12 protein-coding genes are annotated in these 15,619 nt (G+C 62.3%); 9 read left to right on the top strand and 3 right to left on the bottom strand.

All coding sequences use genetic code 11. The annotated features are described in order from the left end of the window. The first annotated feature begins 30 nt into the window (after positions 1-30). From AC1DXO_RS00315 to AC1DXO_RS00305, 3 genes are all read left to right on the top strand, one after another. A complete protein-coding gene (locus tag AC1DXO_RS00315; RefSeq protein ID WP_476976079.1) occupies positions 31-981 on the top strand; it encodes an alpha/beta hydrolase fold domain-containing protein in 951 nt (316 codons plus the stop codon). Beyond that, entirely contained in the window at positions 978-2,102 is a 1,125-nt protein-coding gene (locus AC1DXO_RS00310) for a pectinesterase family protein (RefSeq protein ID WP_476976078.1), read from the top strand. The genes AC1DXO_RS00315 and AC1DXO_RS00310 overlap by 4 nt, the downstream gene beginning before the upstream one ends. 474 nt (positions 2,103-2,576) lie before the next feature. After that, positions 2,577-3,440: a hypothetical protein gene (locus tag AC1DXO_RS00305; protein WP_476976077.1), complete on the top strand. Its 864-nt coding sequence runs from the start codon at positions 2,577-2,579 to the stop codon at positions 3,438-3,440. An 11-nt stretch (positions 3,441-3,451) separates the two neighbouring features. Here AC1DXO_RS00305 and mgrA read toward each other — a convergent pair whose 3' ends face one another. After that, positions 3,452-4,492 (bottom strand): L-glyceraldehyde 3-phosphate reductase, encoded by a 1,041-nt coding sequence (gene mgrA, locus AC1DXO_RS00300; RefSeq protein ID WP_476976076.1) that lies wholly within the window; start codon positions 4,490-4,492, stop codon positions 3,452-3,454. A gap of 107 nt (positions 4,493-4,599) precedes the next feature. Further along, a complete protein-coding gene (locus tag AC1DXO_RS00295; protein ID WP_476976075.1) occupies positions 4,600-5,019 on the bottom strand; it encodes a GlcG/HbpS family heme-binding protein in 420 nt (139 codons plus the stop codon). A 217-nt stretch (positions 5,020-5,236) separates the two neighbouring features. Here AC1DXO_RS00295 and AC1DXO_RS00290 point away from each other — a divergent pair, with 217 nt between their 5' ends. Then, complete coding sequence (locus AC1DXO_RS00290) at positions 5,237-5,665, top strand: hypothetical protein (RefSeq protein WP_476976074.1); 429 nt, start codon at positions 5,237-5,239, stop codon at positions 5,663-5,665. A gap of 273 nt (positions 5,666-5,938) precedes the next feature. Here the strand turns inward: AC1DXO_RS00290 and AC1DXO_RS00285 are convergent, their stop codons facing one another. Beyond that, a complete protein-coding gene (locus AC1DXO_RS00285) occupies positions 5,939-9,466 on the bottom strand; it encodes an EAL domain-containing protein (protein ID WP_476976073.1) in 3,528 nt (1,175 codons plus the stop codon). Between the two features lie 142 nt (positions 9,467-9,608). On the opposite strand from AC1DXO_RS00285, the gene AC1DXO_RS00280 reads away from it, so the two are divergent. The 5 genes from AC1DXO_RS00280 to AC1DXO_RS00260 all read left to right on the top strand — a co-directional run bounded on the left by AC1DXO_RS00280 (position 9,609) and on the right by AC1DXO_RS00260 (position 15,281). Beyond that, on the top strand, positions 9,609-10,838 hold the full coding sequence (locus AC1DXO_RS00280; RefSeq protein ID WP_476976072.1) for a TadE/TadG family type IV pilus assembly protein: 1,230 nt from the start codon (positions 9,609-9,611) through the stop codon (positions 10,836-10,838). Further along, positions 10,835-11,326 (top strand): response regulator, encoded by a 492-nt coding sequence (locus AC1DXO_RS00275; protein WP_476976071.1) that lies wholly within the window; start codon positions 10,835-10,837, stop codon positions 11,324-11,326. Before AC1DXO_RS00280 ends, AC1DXO_RS00275 begins: the two co-directional genes overlap by 4 nt. A 433-nt stretch (positions 11,327-11,759) precedes the next feature. Further along, complete coding sequence (locus AC1DXO_RS00270; protein ID WP_476976070.1) at positions 11,760-12,569, top strand: alpha/beta fold hydrolase; 810 nt, start codon at positions 11,760-11,762, stop codon at positions 12,567-12,569. Further along, positions 12,566-14,875: a PAS domain-containing hybrid sensor histidine kinase/response regulator gene (locus AC1DXO_RS00265; protein WP_476976069.1), complete on the top strand. Its 2,310-nt coding sequence runs from the start codon at positions 12,566-12,568 to the stop codon at positions 14,873-14,875. The genes AC1DXO_RS00270 and AC1DXO_RS00265 overlap by 4 nt, the downstream gene beginning before the upstream one ends. After that, entirely contained in the window at positions 14,853-15,281 is a 429-nt protein-coding gene (locus AC1DXO_RS00260) for a response regulator transcription factor (RefSeq protein WP_476976068.1), read from the top strand. Before AC1DXO_RS00265 ends, AC1DXO_RS00260 begins: the two co-directional genes overlap by 23 nt. Positions 15,282-15,619 lie beyond the last annotated feature (338 nt).

The following is a 15,619-nucleotide window of genomic DNA, read 5'->3' as shown; positions in this document are numbered from 1 at the left end:
GCCTTGCTTTTTGCTGGAAAGGGAGCGCTCGTGAAAAGACTATTCATAGCAATGATGGCCATAGCGGGCGCAGCGCAGGCGGACAGCTTCCGGCCGGTCGACGACAGCTATACCATTGCGCAGCGCTACGAGGGCTACAAGAGCACCTATCCGGAGCTGAGCTGGCCCGTATCGACCTTCGAAAGCGGCCAGCAGGTCCTGTTCGACAGGGTCTACAAGACGGCGGGCCGCGACCTGCATATCGACGTCTTTTTGCCCCCGGCGCAGCGAAACCTGAAGCAGGGCATTCTGCTGGTGCATGGCGGGGCGTGGCGGTCGGGCAGCAAGTCGCACTTTTACGCCATCGCCAATCTGCTGGCGCAGCGCGGCTATGCGGTTTTCCTGCCGGAATATCGCCTGTCGCCCGAGGCGGGATACCCGGCGGGGCTGATCGATATCAACGACGCGATCGTGTGGACAAAGGCGCATGCCGACGCCTTCGGCATAGCGCCGGACGCCCTCGCCCTGGGGGGCGGTTCGTCGGGCGGCCAGATGGCGGCGCTGGTGGCCTATACGGCGGACAGCGACCTGTTCAAGTCCAGGGCTTCGGACGATACCTCAGTGAGCGCGCTGATCGATCTCGATGGTGTGCTGGATTTTACCACACCCCTGGCGCTGCAGTACGAAAATGCCGCCGGAAGTGCTTCGCCGGCGGCGGTTTGGCTGGGCGGATCGATGGAGCAGGCGCCGGAGCGGTGGCGCGAAGCCAGTGCGGCCAGTCACGTCACTGCGCGGGCGCCGGCGACCATGATCATCAGCAGCGGCAACCTGCGTTTTACGGCGGGCCGGGAAGAGGTGGCGACAGCCCTGAACGGGTTTGGTGTGCGCAACCAGTATTTTGCGTTCTACAACGCACCGCACGATATCTGGCTGTTCGAGCCGTATCTCAGCCAGATCGTCGACCGGGTCGATAGATTTATGAAGGCAGGCAAACCGAGATGAACCGCTTGGCATCCATAATCTCGATTGCCCTTGCCATGGGGCTTGCGGGATGCGCGACGATTCCCGTGGCGGCGTCGGACCATTACGCCGTCAAGCGGCAGTGTGGCGAGCTGGCAAGGTGTTATGCGACCGTGCAGGCCGCGGTCGATGCCGCGACGCACGATATCGGCGATCATTGGGTCACGGTCGATATCGAGGCCGGGCAATATTATGAAAAGGTGGCGGTTGCCCGGGCGAAGACGCGATTACGCGGCGACGGGACCGAGCGGACGCGGCTGTATTTCGACGCGGTGGCGCAGACGGCAGGGGTTTACCATCGCAACAGATGGGGGACGCCTGGCTCGGCAACCCTGACGATCGATGCCGATCAGGTGACGGTCGAGGGTCTGACGGTGGAAAATACCTATGATTTTCTGACCAATGACGCACTTCCGGACGGCGATGCGCGCAAGATCTCCAATTCCCAGGGTGTGGCGCTATTGCTCGACATCCACAGCGATCGCGTGATGGTACAACAGGCGGCCTTGCTGGGCTATCAGGACACCTTGTTCGCCAATGGCAAGCGGGTATTTATCCGCAACAGCCATATTTCCGGCAATGTCGATTTTATCTTCGGCAACGGGCAGGTGCTGATCGAGGACAGCACGGTGGAAAGCCGGCGCCGGTCGGCGACCTTTGCGGCCGGAGACTTCCAGTCGTTTGTCGTCGCACCGTCGACACAAATAGCGCAGCCGATCGGCATCGTCGTCTACCGGTCGCGCCTGACGCGCGAGGCCGGTGTGCCGGACGGTTCGGTGGCCCTGGGCCGCCCGTGGCATCCGACAACGACCTTTCCGGACGGTCGCTATGCCGATCCCAACGCGGTGGGCCAGGCCTCGTTCATCGACTGTTTCATGGACGCGCATATCGCCCGGGATCATTGGACCAGCATGAACGGCACAGCGCGCGACGGCACCAAGACGGCGGTCTTCCTGCCCAGGGATTCACGCTTTTACGAGGTAGGCTCGACCGGGCCAGGCGCGCGGCACGACGACCCCGGCATTACCTGGCAAGGCGGCCTCGCAATCGCCGATGTCCACAAACAGTTCTTTATCGGTTGGCCTGAGGCCGCGCCGTTTTAACACTTCCCCAAGAGTGCTGCTGCTCCCCGCAGACGCGCTTACACCTGGGCCGCTTCCTCCCCACGGAGGGAGCGGCCTTTTTTTCTCCAGCTTGCCAGGCGTCACCGTCCAGCCAAAGCCCCCGGGCCAAGGACCTATCATAATGACGCATCCCAAGGAGAAGCCTTGCGAATGGATTCCGAAAACACGCCCCAGACCGTCTTTTTAGCGGTTACGTTTTCGATAGATTTGCCCACAGATTTTCACAGATTATCACAGATTTTCAATGGTTTATATTGCCGCGGCAGTGGCTTTCCTGCAGATAAAAATGGCTACGCGAACAGACAATTCAGATACGGAAATCTGTGCTAATCTGTGTAAATCTGTGGGCACAAAATCTTTCTTTTCAAACGCTTGTAGATGGGTGAATCCTAGAATGCCAAGTGCAGCGGCGTTGAGGCAGCGTTAAAGAATTGCCGATAGCCTGCCAGCATCATGACACGCTTGAACCTGTTCGATGTGCGCGGCGAGGACGTCACAGATGAGGTGACGGAAGAGCTGATCCGCAAGGGTGACCCCTGGCGCAGCCTGGTGCGGTATCGCGACGGCCGCAGCGACCTATTTATCAGCACACGGATTAATTTCGCCTTGCTCAAGGCTGCATCTGCGTTGCCGGTCGTACAGCTCAAGCCTGAGTCACGCCAGGACGAACTGATGAAGCAAGACGGCCTGCTAACGCCGGCGGGCTCGCGCCGGAACTACCGGTTTCTGGAACGCATCGTCGAGGCCGTGGAAGCCGGCGCCGTACCGGCCTGTTATCTGGCCGAACAACACGGCGACTGCCGGCGTGATTTCTACTTCGTGACCGAAGACGCGGATAGCTTCGAACGCCTGGTCCAGGTAGTTGCGCAGCGGTGCGATTTTCCGTTGACGATCGCCTGTCATAGCCTCGCCGAAGTGGCAGGGACCCTACTGCCTCGGGAAGCGATTGGCGACCTTGGACTGACGGTGCCCGCGCTTGCCCGGGTGCAACCCACCCGATTTGAGTTTTGGGGCGCCGCGCCGTCATTGGCGCGGCTCAGGTCGGGACTGGAGCAGCGCGGCTTCCGCTTTCTCAGCCTTGAGACCTATCTCAGCGAACTGCGCATGATCAAGGACGTGCCGATCGACGGCGACTTCCAGGCCGTGCTGAAAGAGATCGTCCCCTTGTCGCGCTCGCTGGGGTGCAGCTATCGCGGAACCGAGACCATCGACGGTTTCGAGCAGTTTGCACTTACTCGCGCCTTGCCGGAGCGGTACGCCGCTAATCCGCCCGGCATGATCGGAGCTCTGCGTGGGATATTCGGGCGGAGGGCGTAGCGACTTTAGGCTTATAATGTCGACGAAACCGCCCAGAGATCGATGCCGCCGTCGGTGGCATAGGTGTCGATATCGGCCAGTTCGGCGTCGCTGAAGGCGAGATTGTCCAGTGAACCCAGGGAGTCGGCCAGTTGCGCCACCGTACGGGCGCCGATCAGGGCCGAGGTGACGCGAGGGTCGCGCAGGACCCAGGCGATCGCCATCTGCGACAGGGTCTGGCCGCGGCCTTCGGCAATGGCATTCAGCGCCCGGATGCGGCGGATATTGTCGTCGGTCAGCAGGCGCTGGTTGAACGAACCCTCCCTGGCGGCGCGGGCGTCGGCCGGCACGCCATTCAGGTACTTTTTGCTGAGCAGGCCTTGCGCCAGGGCCGAAAAGGCGATGCAGCCCGTGCCGATCTCGGCCAGAGTATCGAGCAGGTCAGCCTCGATCCAGCGGTTGAGCATGGAATAGGACGGCTGGTGGATCAGCAGCGGTACACCTTCCGATTTCAGGATGGCGGCGGCCTTGCGCGTCAGTTCCGGCGAATAGGATGAGATGCCGACATACAGGGCCTTGCCCTGGCGGTGCAGGGTGACCAGGGCGCCCATGGTCTCTTCCAGCGGTGTTTCCGGGTCGACGCGGTGCGAATAGAAGATATCGACATAGTCGAGCCCCATGCGCTTCAGGCTCTGGTCACACGAGGCGATCAGGTATTTGCGCGAGCCGCCGACATCGCCATAGGGCCCGGGCCACATGTCCCAGCCGGCCTTGGTCGAGATGACCAGTTCGTCGCGGTGAGTCCTGAAATCGGTCGCCAGGACCTTGCCGAAGTTCTCTTCCGCCGAGCCGTAGGGCGGGCCGTAATTGTTGGCCAGGTCGAAATGGGTGACGCCGTGGTCGAAGGCGTAACGCAGCATGGCGCGGCCGGTCTCGAAGACATCGTCGCCGCCGAAATTTTGCCATAGGCCGAGCGTGATCGCCGGCAGCTTCAGGCCCGACCGGCCGCAACGGCGGTAGGGCATGGCGTCATAGCGGTTCGGGGCGGCGGTATAGGGAACGGGAAATGCCATGAGATGAGCCCTTTGGATTTGGCGTGGCGGAGAGGCCGGTTTACCCCCTCCCACCACCCTTCGGGTGGTCCCCCCTCCCCTAAAGGGGGCGGGAGAAGAAAATTGATTTATACGAGACTGGAAAGGATGGCGGTGACGCCGAGTGCGGCGATCTCGACGTCCTCGACGCCGGTCAGGCCGCTGACGGCGACGGCGCCCAGGCATTCGCCATTGTGGATCACCGGTAAACCGCCGTCCCAGCCGACATAGCGCGCATCGCCGTGATAGTGGACGTCGGAACCGTCTTCCTGGGCAGACCGGCCGAGATCGCCGCTTTTGCCGCGCACGCGGGCCGCCGTATAGACCTTGTTCTGGGCGATGACGATGGGAGGCAGGGCACAGCCGTCGGTGCGCCAGAGCGCGATCAGTTCGCCGTGCGAGTCGCCCACCGCGACGACGCCGGCCTTGCCACGGCGCTTCAATTCGGCGACGCAGGCGTCGATCGCCAGGCGGGCTTCGGCTTCTCCCAGTTCGTGGCGAGTCAGCATGGACGTTCCTCAACCTTTTCGTTGGCAGCCTGAATAGGGAGAGGCGGACAGCGCTGTCAAGGGAGGAGTTGCGCTGACCGTGTGCCGTGTCTGCCCGTAAACCGTCAGAAAGCGTCCAAATGCACGGGATGGCGTCCACTGCGTAGACGTAGAGCTCTTGGCGTCAGTAAATTACGAGTATATCTTCTTTCGTGACAATCGACGTAAAGGGGGAAATATGACATCGCTAGCAGAATATATTGCAGACAGCGTCAAGGACCTGCACGGCTTTATGGGCCCCGACGTCGGGCGCCAGCTGGACCTTAGCGAGAATAGCCTCATTCTGGTCGAAGACATTTTGACGGACCTTGTCGGCCGATTTGGCGCCTATGACGTAGATCAACGACAGCGGATAGTGGAGCTATTCGGCTGTTATATCCTCGAAGTCGGAAGAAGCGCCTTTGGAGGTAGCTATGTCTGGCACCCAGACCAGAAGGCGCCCATCCTGATTATAGGCGACATCGACAAGCATGTGGGGATGCTGACTTGGCCGAAAGTTGCGGGCCGCCTGACAGGTGACGTTGGTGACAATATACCATTCTTTTACGAAGGCTTTGCCGAGCGCGCAAAGGGACCCGCACCTGACGCTAGCGTCCTCTACGTGTGAGGCCAAAAGAATAGTACCGCCCCGAGGGTTGCGAACTCAACAGCTTCAAAAGATTTCCAGGGTCCACCCCCTGATGAACTCGGCCTTGCAAAGCTTGCATCTTCAACAATGTGCTCTTTCAGACCGATGTCTTAATCGCGCTGAGGGAGTCCGAAACAGGGTCGGGAAACGGTGCTTTGGTCGAGTCCATTGTGACCGGCCAGCTGCGGTGGCAAACGAAGAACGTCTGTTTGCCGAACGTGTTACTGCGTGCGCGATTGAACGAACGCCGGATCAGCCCGCCAGGCGCTGGTCATGGGCGACGGTGAGCAGGGCGCCGAAGCCCGCCGCCGACATCGGCTTGCCGAACAGCCAGCCCTGCATGGCGTGAACACCGGCGGCCTTCAGGTGGGCGTGCTGCGACGCCGTCTCAATGCCCTCGGCCACCACCTGCATGCCAAACGCCCGTCCGATACCCGTCACCGCCTGGATAATGGCCAGGGCTTCGAGGGCCGTGCGTCTTTCGCCGTCGAGCGCCTGGACGAATTCGGCGTCGATCTTGATCTTGTCGAACGGGAAGCGATGCAGCGCCGTCAGCGACGAATAACCGACGCCGAAGTCATCGAGCGCCAGCTTGATACCCAGGTCGTGCAACTCGCTGAAGATGAGGCGCACGCGATCGGGTTCCGCCAGGAAGGCTGTTTCGGTCACTTCCAGCACCAGGCGCGACGGGTCGTAGCCTGTCTCCGCCAGCAGGCGTTTCAGGTCGACAACAAAGTCGGGCTGGTTGAGCTCCAGCGGCGAGACATTGATGGCCACGGGAATGGCGCCCCAGCCGGCGGCTTCGCCCAGCACCTTGCGGCGGGCAATGGCGCCTATTTCGCAGATCAGGCCGCTGCGCTCGGCCAGGGGAATGAAGACATCCGGGCCTATATGGAGGCCGTCGCTGCGGTTCCAGCGCACCAGGGCCTCGGCCGATATGGCGACCAGACCGTTGCGGTCGAAGATGGGCTGGTACTTCATTTCGAAGGCGCCGGCGGCCACCGCCTCCTTCAATTCGCGCAGCATGATCGCTTCCGGGTCTTGAAGCACCATGGTGATGCGCGCGCCGCCTTCGGTCAGGTCGTCGAGCCGGACCAGGGTCGCTTCCAGCAGGGCCCGGGTATTGGCAACCTCGTCCGCCGAGATCTTGCGTCCGGTTTCGCGCACGGCGCGTTCGATGGCGGCGGTGGCTTCTGAGACCGCGCGCGCGCCGAGATTCAGGCTCATGGACTTCAGGGCGTGGGCGGCACGGGCGACCGCCTCGTCATCGCCTTCGCTACGCGCCGCCATCATCTGGGTCACGCAGTCGGGGGCGTGGCTGCGGTAAAGACCTATGATGCGGCGGACGAAGGCGTCGCGCTCGGTGCCCAGGCCGTCGAACAGGGGGCCGGCAACCTCGGCGTCAAACAGGGCTTCGTCAACCGTCACCAGTGGCTGGAGGTTATCCGGGTCATGGGCCTGGTCGTGGCCGTGATCTGACCCGCGCATGTCGTCGAGCGCTTCGGCGGCCAGGGCGGCCGGCAACCATTGGTGCAGGATTTCGCCGAGGTCCTTCAGCGTGAAGGGTTTGTGCAGGACGCCGTCCATGCCGGCCTCGCGCCACAGGTTGGCGGCGTGACCGACCACGTGGGCGGTTAGCGCGATAACGGGTGTAGCGTCGGCGCTGGAGGTCGCTTCACGAATCCGCAGGCGGCGGGTGGCTTCGAAGCCGTCCATGACCGGCATGGAGCCGTCCATCAGCACCAGGTCGTAATCTTCATGGTCGAGGCGCTCCAGCGCCTCGGCGCCGTCATTGGCCGTGTCGGCGGTGATGCCGAAGCGCGACAGGGCCTCGACAGCAACCTCCCGGTTGACCTCGGCGTCGTCGACGACCAGCACGCGGGCGGCGCTGTAATGGACGGCAATGCCATGGACCGGTGTATCGGCATCGTCGATAGCCAGGGGCTGGCTGTCGCGCAGACGCTCGATCAGGCTGTCGAGATCGCGGTGGCGGACAGGGGCGGACAAGATGCAGGCCGCACGACCCTGACGGACCAGGGCCTCGGCCTGGTTGTCGTCGGGGTCGGCCAGCAGGATAAGGCGGATGGGCGCCACATCGCCGCTGTCACGATGCGCACTGTCGGCAATGACGGCCCTCGGCCCGTCTTCGGTGAGGACTATGCCCGCGGCCTCGAGGCGGCGGGCCAGGGCGGCGCGGGTATACTGGCCGGCCACGCGCAAAGCCACCGGCACGGGCTCTGCGAGGCGCGGCGGTGCGCAGGTTGCGGGATTGTTGCCGGCCGGCAGGACAGCCTGGAAGCGCGTGCCCCTGCCCGGCTGGCTGGCGACGGTTATGGCGCCCCCCATGGCTTCGACCAGGCGCTTGGCGATGGAGAGGCCGAGGCCGGTGCCACCGAAGCGCCGGGTCGTGGTCTGGTCTTCCTGGGTGAAGGCGGCGAAGATGCCGGGCAGCTTGTCGGCGGCAATACCGATGCCGGAATCGCGGACCGACAGCTTCCAGGAATGTTCGGCCGCGTTAAGATCGCCCGGCTCGATCTGGACAACGACAAAGCCCTTTTCGGTGAATTTCAGCGCGTTGGAAATCAGGTTCGACAGGACCTGACCCAGACGGACCGGATCGGCAACAACGATGCGCGGGGCCAGGGGATGCGCAGCGACCACCAGCTCCAGGCCTTTTTCGCGGGCCTTGGCCTGGAACAGGGCGATGATATCGTCGGTCAGGTCCAGTATGTCGACATCGACCTGTTCGACCTCCAGCTTGCCGGCCTCGATCTTGGAAAAATCGAGAATGTCGTTGATGACAGCCAGCAGCGAACGGCCGGACTTGACGATGGTCTGGGCATGGCGGCGCGCCTTGGCCGGCAGGGTTTCGGCGGCCAGCAACTCGGCCATGACCATGACGCCGTTCATCGGCGTGCGAATCTCATGGCTCATGGTTGCCAGGAAATCGGACTTGGCGGCGTTGGCGTCCTGGGCTTCGTCACGCGCCTGGATATAGTCGGCCGTGCGGGCGGCGACTTCGGATTCCAGCCCCCTCACCTGGGCCTGGATCGTGGCGTCGCGCTGGCCGATGGCATCCAGCATGGTGTTGACGCCTTCGACCAGGCGGCCGACCTCGTCGCGGCTGCGCACCGTGACGCGCTGCGAGAAGTCGGATTTGGCCGAGATAGCGGCGACCGAAGCGGTCAGCTGGGTCAGGGGCTCGGTCATCGCGGTCTGCAAACGGCGCGCCGCGATAAGGGCCAGGGCCAGGGCGCCGGCGGCGATGCCAAAGATGGCGCCGATGGAGCGCAGCAGGTCGGCGGCAATGCCTTTCGCCTTATGGACGACGACGACCTGGCCGATGCGACGGCCGTCATAGGTGATGGGTGCTGCCACCTCGATGCTCTGGGTCATGACCAGGGCGAAGACCGACGGGTTGGGTGTTTCGGCACTGAGACGCACATCGTTGCGCAGGCGCGATCCCGTGCCATTCTCGGCCAGCAGGTGGGCATTGCCGTCGAGTACGAAAGTCTCGACCCGGGCATAGATGATGCCGGGCGTACGCGAGACGGCGCGGATAGCGGCAAAGGCGCGGGTGGGATCGTCGGCAACGACGGCGTCGACAGAACTGCCGGCCAGGACATCTGCGGCGGTTTTCATCTGGGTCCAGCGCGCCTGGGCGTGGCGGGTCGTCTCCGACCAGGCGAACAGGCCGGCCACCGGCAGGGTGGTGAACAGGACCGAGCCCAGGACCAGCACATTGAGCCGGCGGCGAATGGAAGGCGCGGACCGGCTCATACGGTCGGGCCGTGAATTCGTGCGCGGCCGTCGCGATAAAGTGTCGTTACGAGCAAGGGATCACCTTCAGAGTCCGAATCAAGGCTAATAAGTAAATGTTAAAAACTGCCTGCTATTTCAAAAGGAGGCAGGAAATGCGCGTATGGTTTGGCCACAAGGGATTGGGCGAAAAGGGATTGGGCTAACTGACCGCGCCATCGTGAGATGTGAAAGCGGACAAACAGCGACGATCTTCGCCATCTGCGCCGTACCGCTGATGATCGCCATCGTCGGCGCGCTCGAAATGGGCGACATGTCGGGCGACAAGAGCCGCCTGCAGGCCGCTGTCGACGCCGGAGCGCTGGCCGGTGCGGGACGGCTATCGGTCGCGCTGGCCAATCCGGAACAGGATGCGCGCACCGCGGCCATACGCTCCGCCACCGACAATATGAACGGTCATGCCGCCAGCTTTTCCGTGACGGTCGACAGGGCGAACGGTACCCTGACCGTCGATGGCACAAGCGAGCACGCCACCATTACGGGCTTTCTCGGCGACAAGACTCTGCACGCCAGCGCCATGGCCGAGGCGTTGCAAAAGACGCCGTTGTGCGTCTTGCAAACAGATTCCGGCAGTATCGATCTGGCGACCGGCTCGACCATACGTGCGCCGGGTTGCCTGATCCATGCCAATAACGACATCACGGTCGGCTCTTCGTCGATGATCACCGCGACGCGTATCCAGGCCAGCGGCAAGGTGACGGGATCGACCAGTCCTGCGGGCAATGGCGGCGCACTGAACATCCCCGACCCGTTCGCCGATATGAATCTCAATCCGACCACCCTGTGCAATCTGAGCCTCAATATCGCCGTCACGCCGTTGCTCAGCGACACAACGGTGGCCCCAGGCGTACATTGCTTGCCCATCCTGGCCGTCGGCGGTACGCGGGTACATCTGCTGCCGGGCGATCACTATTTCATCGGCGGGCTGATCATGACTCAGACCTCGACCCTGGATGGCGACGATGTGGCGCTGATCTTTGGGCCATTGCAGATCTTCAACTTTGCCGACAAGGCCAATGTACGGCTGACGGCACGCAAGTCGGGACCGTTCGCCGGCTTCCTGATCGCCACGACACGGACCAATACGAAAACGTTCAACATCTCCTCGACCAATGTGTCGAAGCTTTTGGGCACCATCTATATCCCCAATGCCACCTTAAACGTTACGGCCAAGGGCAATGTAGCGCAGGATTCGGACTGGAGCGTCATCGTCGCCAAGAAACTGACCCTGAGCAACGGTCCGATCCTGGTCATCAACACGCGCTACGCCGGATCGGGCGTGCCGGTGCCAGAGGGCGTCGGGCCGGACACTGCCACGGTGCTGAAGCGATGAGTGACAGCTTTGTGCCCTTCGAGACGGCGCGCGTCCTGGTCGCCGATGACGATCCCATCCTGCGCGAATTCGCCGCTGTCCATTTGGCGACGCCGACCGTCGAGGTCGAGACGGCGGGTGACGGGATGTTGGCGCTGGAACGGCTGCAACTTGGCGGGATCGATATCGCGCTGGTCGACCTGGACATGCCGCGGCTCAACGGGTTCGAACTGATCGCCCGTGTCCGTGCCGATGAGCGGCTGAAACATATGCCGATCGTGGTGGTGACGGGGCGCGAGGACATGCTGGCCGTCGACAAGGCCTATGCGGCGGGGGCGACGGGGTTTGTCGTCAAGCCGATCAACTGGCGCGTCCTGTCGCATCAGCTGGCCTATGTGCTGCGTAACGGCCGGGCCGAAGCCATGTTGCGCGACGAAAACGAACGGATGCGCATTTTGTTGAAGCAGGCGCAGGCGGGTCTGATGGCGGCGATGCGTCAGGCGGGGTGAGGTTTTGGAGATGGGTTTCTGCGGTCTGCATGGCGGTACGACAGAAGCCCTTACCACGCAACGTAGTGACGGCACGTCTTCGGCTGTGGAATCTTGGATCACGAAAAGCACCAAAAGCAGAAAAGCACTAATATTCAGGGTAGTATGACATCCCGCGCGAAGCGCCTTCTTTCGCGCCCAGTGCCACAAACTGGATTGAATGCCCTTCGGGCGAAGTAAGATGAGCTACTCCCATTCGTGCTTTTCTGCTTTTGGTGCTTTTCGTGATCCAAAATTCCACTGTCAACGATAAGAAGACTCGGCAAAGCGAGAGAAAACCTTTCCGCGCACACCGGCCGAAAAGCGCAGAGCGGTAAGGCACTTTTTAACCGCGTTCGTTTAGGCTGACCGCATTATCCAGAAGGCCACTATCCAGAAGGATTTGTGTAGCGTCATGTCCGTTTACCAGCGTAATGCCATCTCCGTTCGCGGTCGTGGCGAAAAGCCGATGATCTTCCTGCATGGCTATGGCTGTGACCAGACCATGTGGCGTTTTATTGCGCCGCATTTCGAAGACAGTCACAAGGTCGTCCTCTACGACCATGTCGGCTCGGGCAAGTCCAATCGCGCTGCCTACGACCGCATCCGCTACAACAGCCTGCATGGCTATGCCGACGACCTGATCGAGATCGTTGAATCCCTGGACCTGAAGGGCGCCGATATCCTCGGCCACAGCGTCGGCAGCACGATCGCCCTGCTGGCCGCCGGCAAACGTCCCGACCTATTCGATCGCCTGCTGCTACTGGGCGCGTCGCCCTGCTATATCGACCGCGACGGCTATACCGGTGGCTTCACCCAGCAGGGCATCGACGAACTGCTGGCCTTTCTCGAGTTGAATCACGAAGCCTGGGCGGCCACCATGGCGCCCGTCGTCATGGCCAATCCCGACCGCCCCGAACTGGCCAGTGAGCTTGAGCTCTATTTCCGCGCCAACGATCCGGACATCGCTCACCATTTCGCCAAGGTGGTCTATAACTGCGACCATCGCGGCGATCTGGCCGCCGTGCGCAATCCCACCCTGATCATGCAATGTGCCGACGACGTGGTCGTGCCGGTCGAAGTCGGTGACTATCTGCATCGCCAGATTCCCGGCAGCCGCCTGGTTCTCCTCGACACCCACGGCCACTATCCGCAGTTCAGCGCCCCCGATCTCGTGCGCAACGCCATCTGCGACTATCTCTATCAGGACCGGATCGCCGCGTGACCCTGGACCAAGGATTCGACCTGGCGCCCTGTGGTCTCGTTGTCTGTAACGGCGACGGCGCCATTGTCCGTGCCAACAGCTTCTTCCGCGAACTGGCGGGCTTGGCCGAGTCGACCGCCGTGCGCACCTTCGGGCGCTGCCTGACGCGGCCGTCACAGTTCATTTTCAATGCCAAGCTGATGCCGCAGATCAACCTGACCGGCGTGGCCGATGAGGTAGCCCTGACCCTGGCCGGGCAGGACGGTCGCGGGGTGCCCGTACTGGTCAATGTCCGCCGCGTCTCCACGCCGGAAGGTGAGACCGAGCATCATTACGCCGTCTTTCCCGCCAGGGAACGACGCGAATACGAAACCGACTATCTCGACGCCAAGAAGAAGCTGACCCAGTATCGCGACTATCTGCGCATGGCTGAAAAGCTGGCCCAGGTCGGACATTGGCACGGCAACCTGGCCACCAAGGAAGCCTACTGGTCGCCCGAAATCTACGCCATACTGGGCTGCGATCCCGACACCTTCGTGCCGCGGCTTGGCGAGACCATGTGTTTCTACCATCCCGACGACCGCGAATGGGTCAAGACGGAAGTCGATGCCGCCATTGCGCGCGGCGGCGACTATTCGTTTGAGGTCCGCATGATACGCCAGGATACCGGCGAAACGCGCTACGTCGAATCCAATGGGGTGTGCGAGCGCGACGAGAGCGGCGTCGTAACCGGCCTGTTCGGTGTCTTCCACGATATCAGCGATTTCGTCGCGGCCAAAAAAGCGCTGGAAGCCAGTGAGGCGCGTTTTCGCCTGCTGGCCGACAACGCATCGGACGTTATCACGGTCGCCGATGTCAATGGCCGGATCGAATATGTCTCGCCGGCCGTCACGACGGTCCTGGGCTTCCCGCCCGAACACTTTATCGGCAAATATGTCCGCGAGTTCATCGTGCCCGAGGACTATCCGCAGGTCGAAGCTGCCTACCGCGCCTATGTCACCGGCGTCCGGCTGGACGATGCCCCGCACATCCGCTACCGCATCCTGCATCGCGACGGCCAGCCGGTGTGGCTGGAGGCTCATCCCCAGGCGATCGTCAACGACCAGGGCCATGTGTTGCGTTTCCAGGACGTGGTGCGCGACATCACCGACCAGAAAGCGACCGAGGAGGCCCTGGCCCAGGCCACGCTGGAAGCCAATGCCGCCATGGAGGCCAAGGCGCAGTTCCTGGCCACGATGAGCCACGAACTGCGCACGCCGCTGACCAGCATTATCGGCTTCTCCAGCCTGCTGCGCGACATGCTGTATGATGACGAGCACAGGCGTTTCAGCCAGCGCATCTGGACCGCCGGCCAGGGGCTGCTGGCCCTGATCAACGATATTCTCGACCATTCCAAGCTGGAGGCCGGGCAACTGGAACTGGACACCTCGCCGTGTTCGGTGGCCGACATCGCCCAGGACGTCGTCGACCTGCTGGAGATCCAGGCCGTCGGCAAGGGGCTGAACCTGATGATCGACGGCATCGAGGACATGCCGGATCTGATGATGCTTGACGAGGTGAGGCTGCGTCAGATCCTGCTCAACCTGGTCGGCAATGCGGTCAAGTTCACCCAGGACGGCAGCGTGACCATCGGGCTGGACCTGCGTGACGACCGGCTGCGCGTGCGCGTGACCGATACCGGCGCCGGTATTTCGCCGGAAGGACAGCAAAGGCTGTTCCAGCGGTTTTCGCAGGTCGACCATAGTGTCGGCGGGACAGGCCTCGGCCTGATGATCTGCAAACAGTTGGTCGAACTGATGGGCGGGCGCATCGGTGTCGAAAGCCGGCTGGGTCAGGGATCCCTGTTCTGGTTCGAGATTCCGGTCGAGATATGCGAGATCGAACCGCCGGCCGTCGAACCTGAGAAGGTGGTGGAGATTACGCGTCCGGGGCGGATTCTGGTCGCCGACGATCAGCCTGCCATAATCGACCTTGTGTCGGTTTTGCTGCGCGGTCAGGGCTACAGCATCGACACGGTGAAAAACGGCGTCGAAGCCGTCAGCGCCTGTCTGGAAGTGCCGTACGACCTCATCCTGATGGACGTCAACATGCCGGTGATGGACGGGCTTCTGGCCACCCAGGGCATCCGTTCGGGCTGTGCCTTCAACGCCATGACGCCCATTGTCGGGATTTCGGCGGGCGGCGATGCGCGGCGCAGGCTGTGCCTGGGCGCCGGGATGAACGACATGGTCGAAAAACCCATAAAACCCATGGCCCTGATGGCGGCGGTGACCGCCTGGCTAAGTATTGCATCGGAGACCCTACATGGCCGCGCCGTTAACGCCTAACAAACATCGCCTGCTCATCGTCGAAGACAATTACGATATCGCCGACCTGCTGGTCATCCGGCTGGGGCTTGCGGGCTATTTGACCTTTGTGGCGCGCAATGTCGACCAGGCACTGGCGGCCATATACACCTTCCGGCCGACGGGCGTGCTTCTGGATATCGGTCTGCCGGACGGTGACGGCTTCCAGGTGCTGAAGGCGTTCAAGAGCGCCATAAAGACACGCGACATTCCTGTGCTGATGCTGACGGCGCGCCAGCAGATGACCGATATCCGCAAGGCCCTGGACCTGGGCGCGCAGGACTATGTCACCAAGCCGTTCGACGACCAGAAACTGCTGCAGCGGGTGGCGCGTTTGCTGGGCCTGCCGATTCCTATGCTCCGGACGGAAAAGACGATGCTGCGGTAGCTCGGCTAACGGGGTCCATGACTGAGTTAGTATGATCCATTAAATGGCAGTCCTCCACCGTATGCTGCTAGACGATGCACACATCTCAAAAAGGCAAGTAAACTCAATAAGATTGGGCGTAAGATGTCGGGGTTTTCGACGCTGAATCCGGCGCGCTGTTTTTACGCTGTAAGCTAAGGCCCCCCACCGTCACGGCTTACGCGCCGAAGATGCGCGAGCGCCGCGCCACGCCACGGGGCGCCCCGCTCCCCCGCGTGGCGGGGAGTATAAGAAAAACAAATACTTATACCGCCCCGTGAGCGGGGCGGGGGACCGCCCGAGACATTGCGAAGCGTAGC

The sequence above is a fragment of the Asticcacaulis sp. P2_C5 genome (genome assembly GCF_056404555.1).
The sequence above is the reverse complement of the archived record's forward strand: the minus strand, read 5'-3'. Positions and strand labels throughout refer to the sequence as shown.

Excerpts from the sequence above, each read along its gene's own strand:
- AC1DXO_RS00310 (WP_476976078.1), top strand. The coding sequence starts at position 978 with ATGAACCGCTTGGCATCCATAATCTCGATTGCCCTTGCCATGGGGCTT.
- AC1DXO_RS00305 (WP_476976077.1), top strand. The coding sequence starts at position 2,577 with ATGACACGCTTGAACCTGTTCGATGTGCGCGGCGAGGACGTCACAGAT.
- mgrA (WP_476976076.1), bottom strand. The coding sequence starts at position 4,492 with ATGGCATTTCCCGTTCCCTATACCGCCGCCCCGAACCGCTATGACGCC.
- AC1DXO_RS00295 (WP_476976075.1), bottom strand. The coding sequence starts at position 5,019 with ATGCTGACTCGCCACGAACTGGGAGAAGCCGAAGCCCGCCTGGCGATC.
- AC1DXO_RS00290 (WP_476976074.1), top strand. The coding sequence starts at position 5,237 with ATGACATCGCTAGCAGAATATATTGCAGACAGCGTCAAGGACCTGCAC.
- AC1DXO_RS00285 (WP_476976073.1), bottom strand. The coding sequence starts at position 9,466 with ATGAGCCGGTCCGCGCCTTCCATTCGCCGCCGGCTCAATGTGCTGGTC.
- AC1DXO_RS00280 (WP_476976072.1), top strand. The coding sequence starts at position 9,609 with ATGGTTTGGCCACAAGGGATTGGGCGAAAAGGGATTGGGCTAACTGAC.
- AC1DXO_RS00275 (WP_476976071.1), top strand. The coding sequence starts at position 10,835 with ATGAGTGACAGCTTTGTGCCCTTCGAGACGGCGCGCGTCCTGGTCGCC.
- AC1DXO_RS00270 (WP_476976070.1), top strand. The coding sequence starts at position 11,760 with ATGTCCGTTTACCAGCGTAATGCCATCTCCGTTCGCGGTCGTGGCGAA.
- AC1DXO_RS00260 (WP_476976068.1), top strand. The coding sequence starts at position 14,853 with ATGGCCGCGCCGTTAACGCCTAACAAACATCGCCTGCTCATCGTCGAA.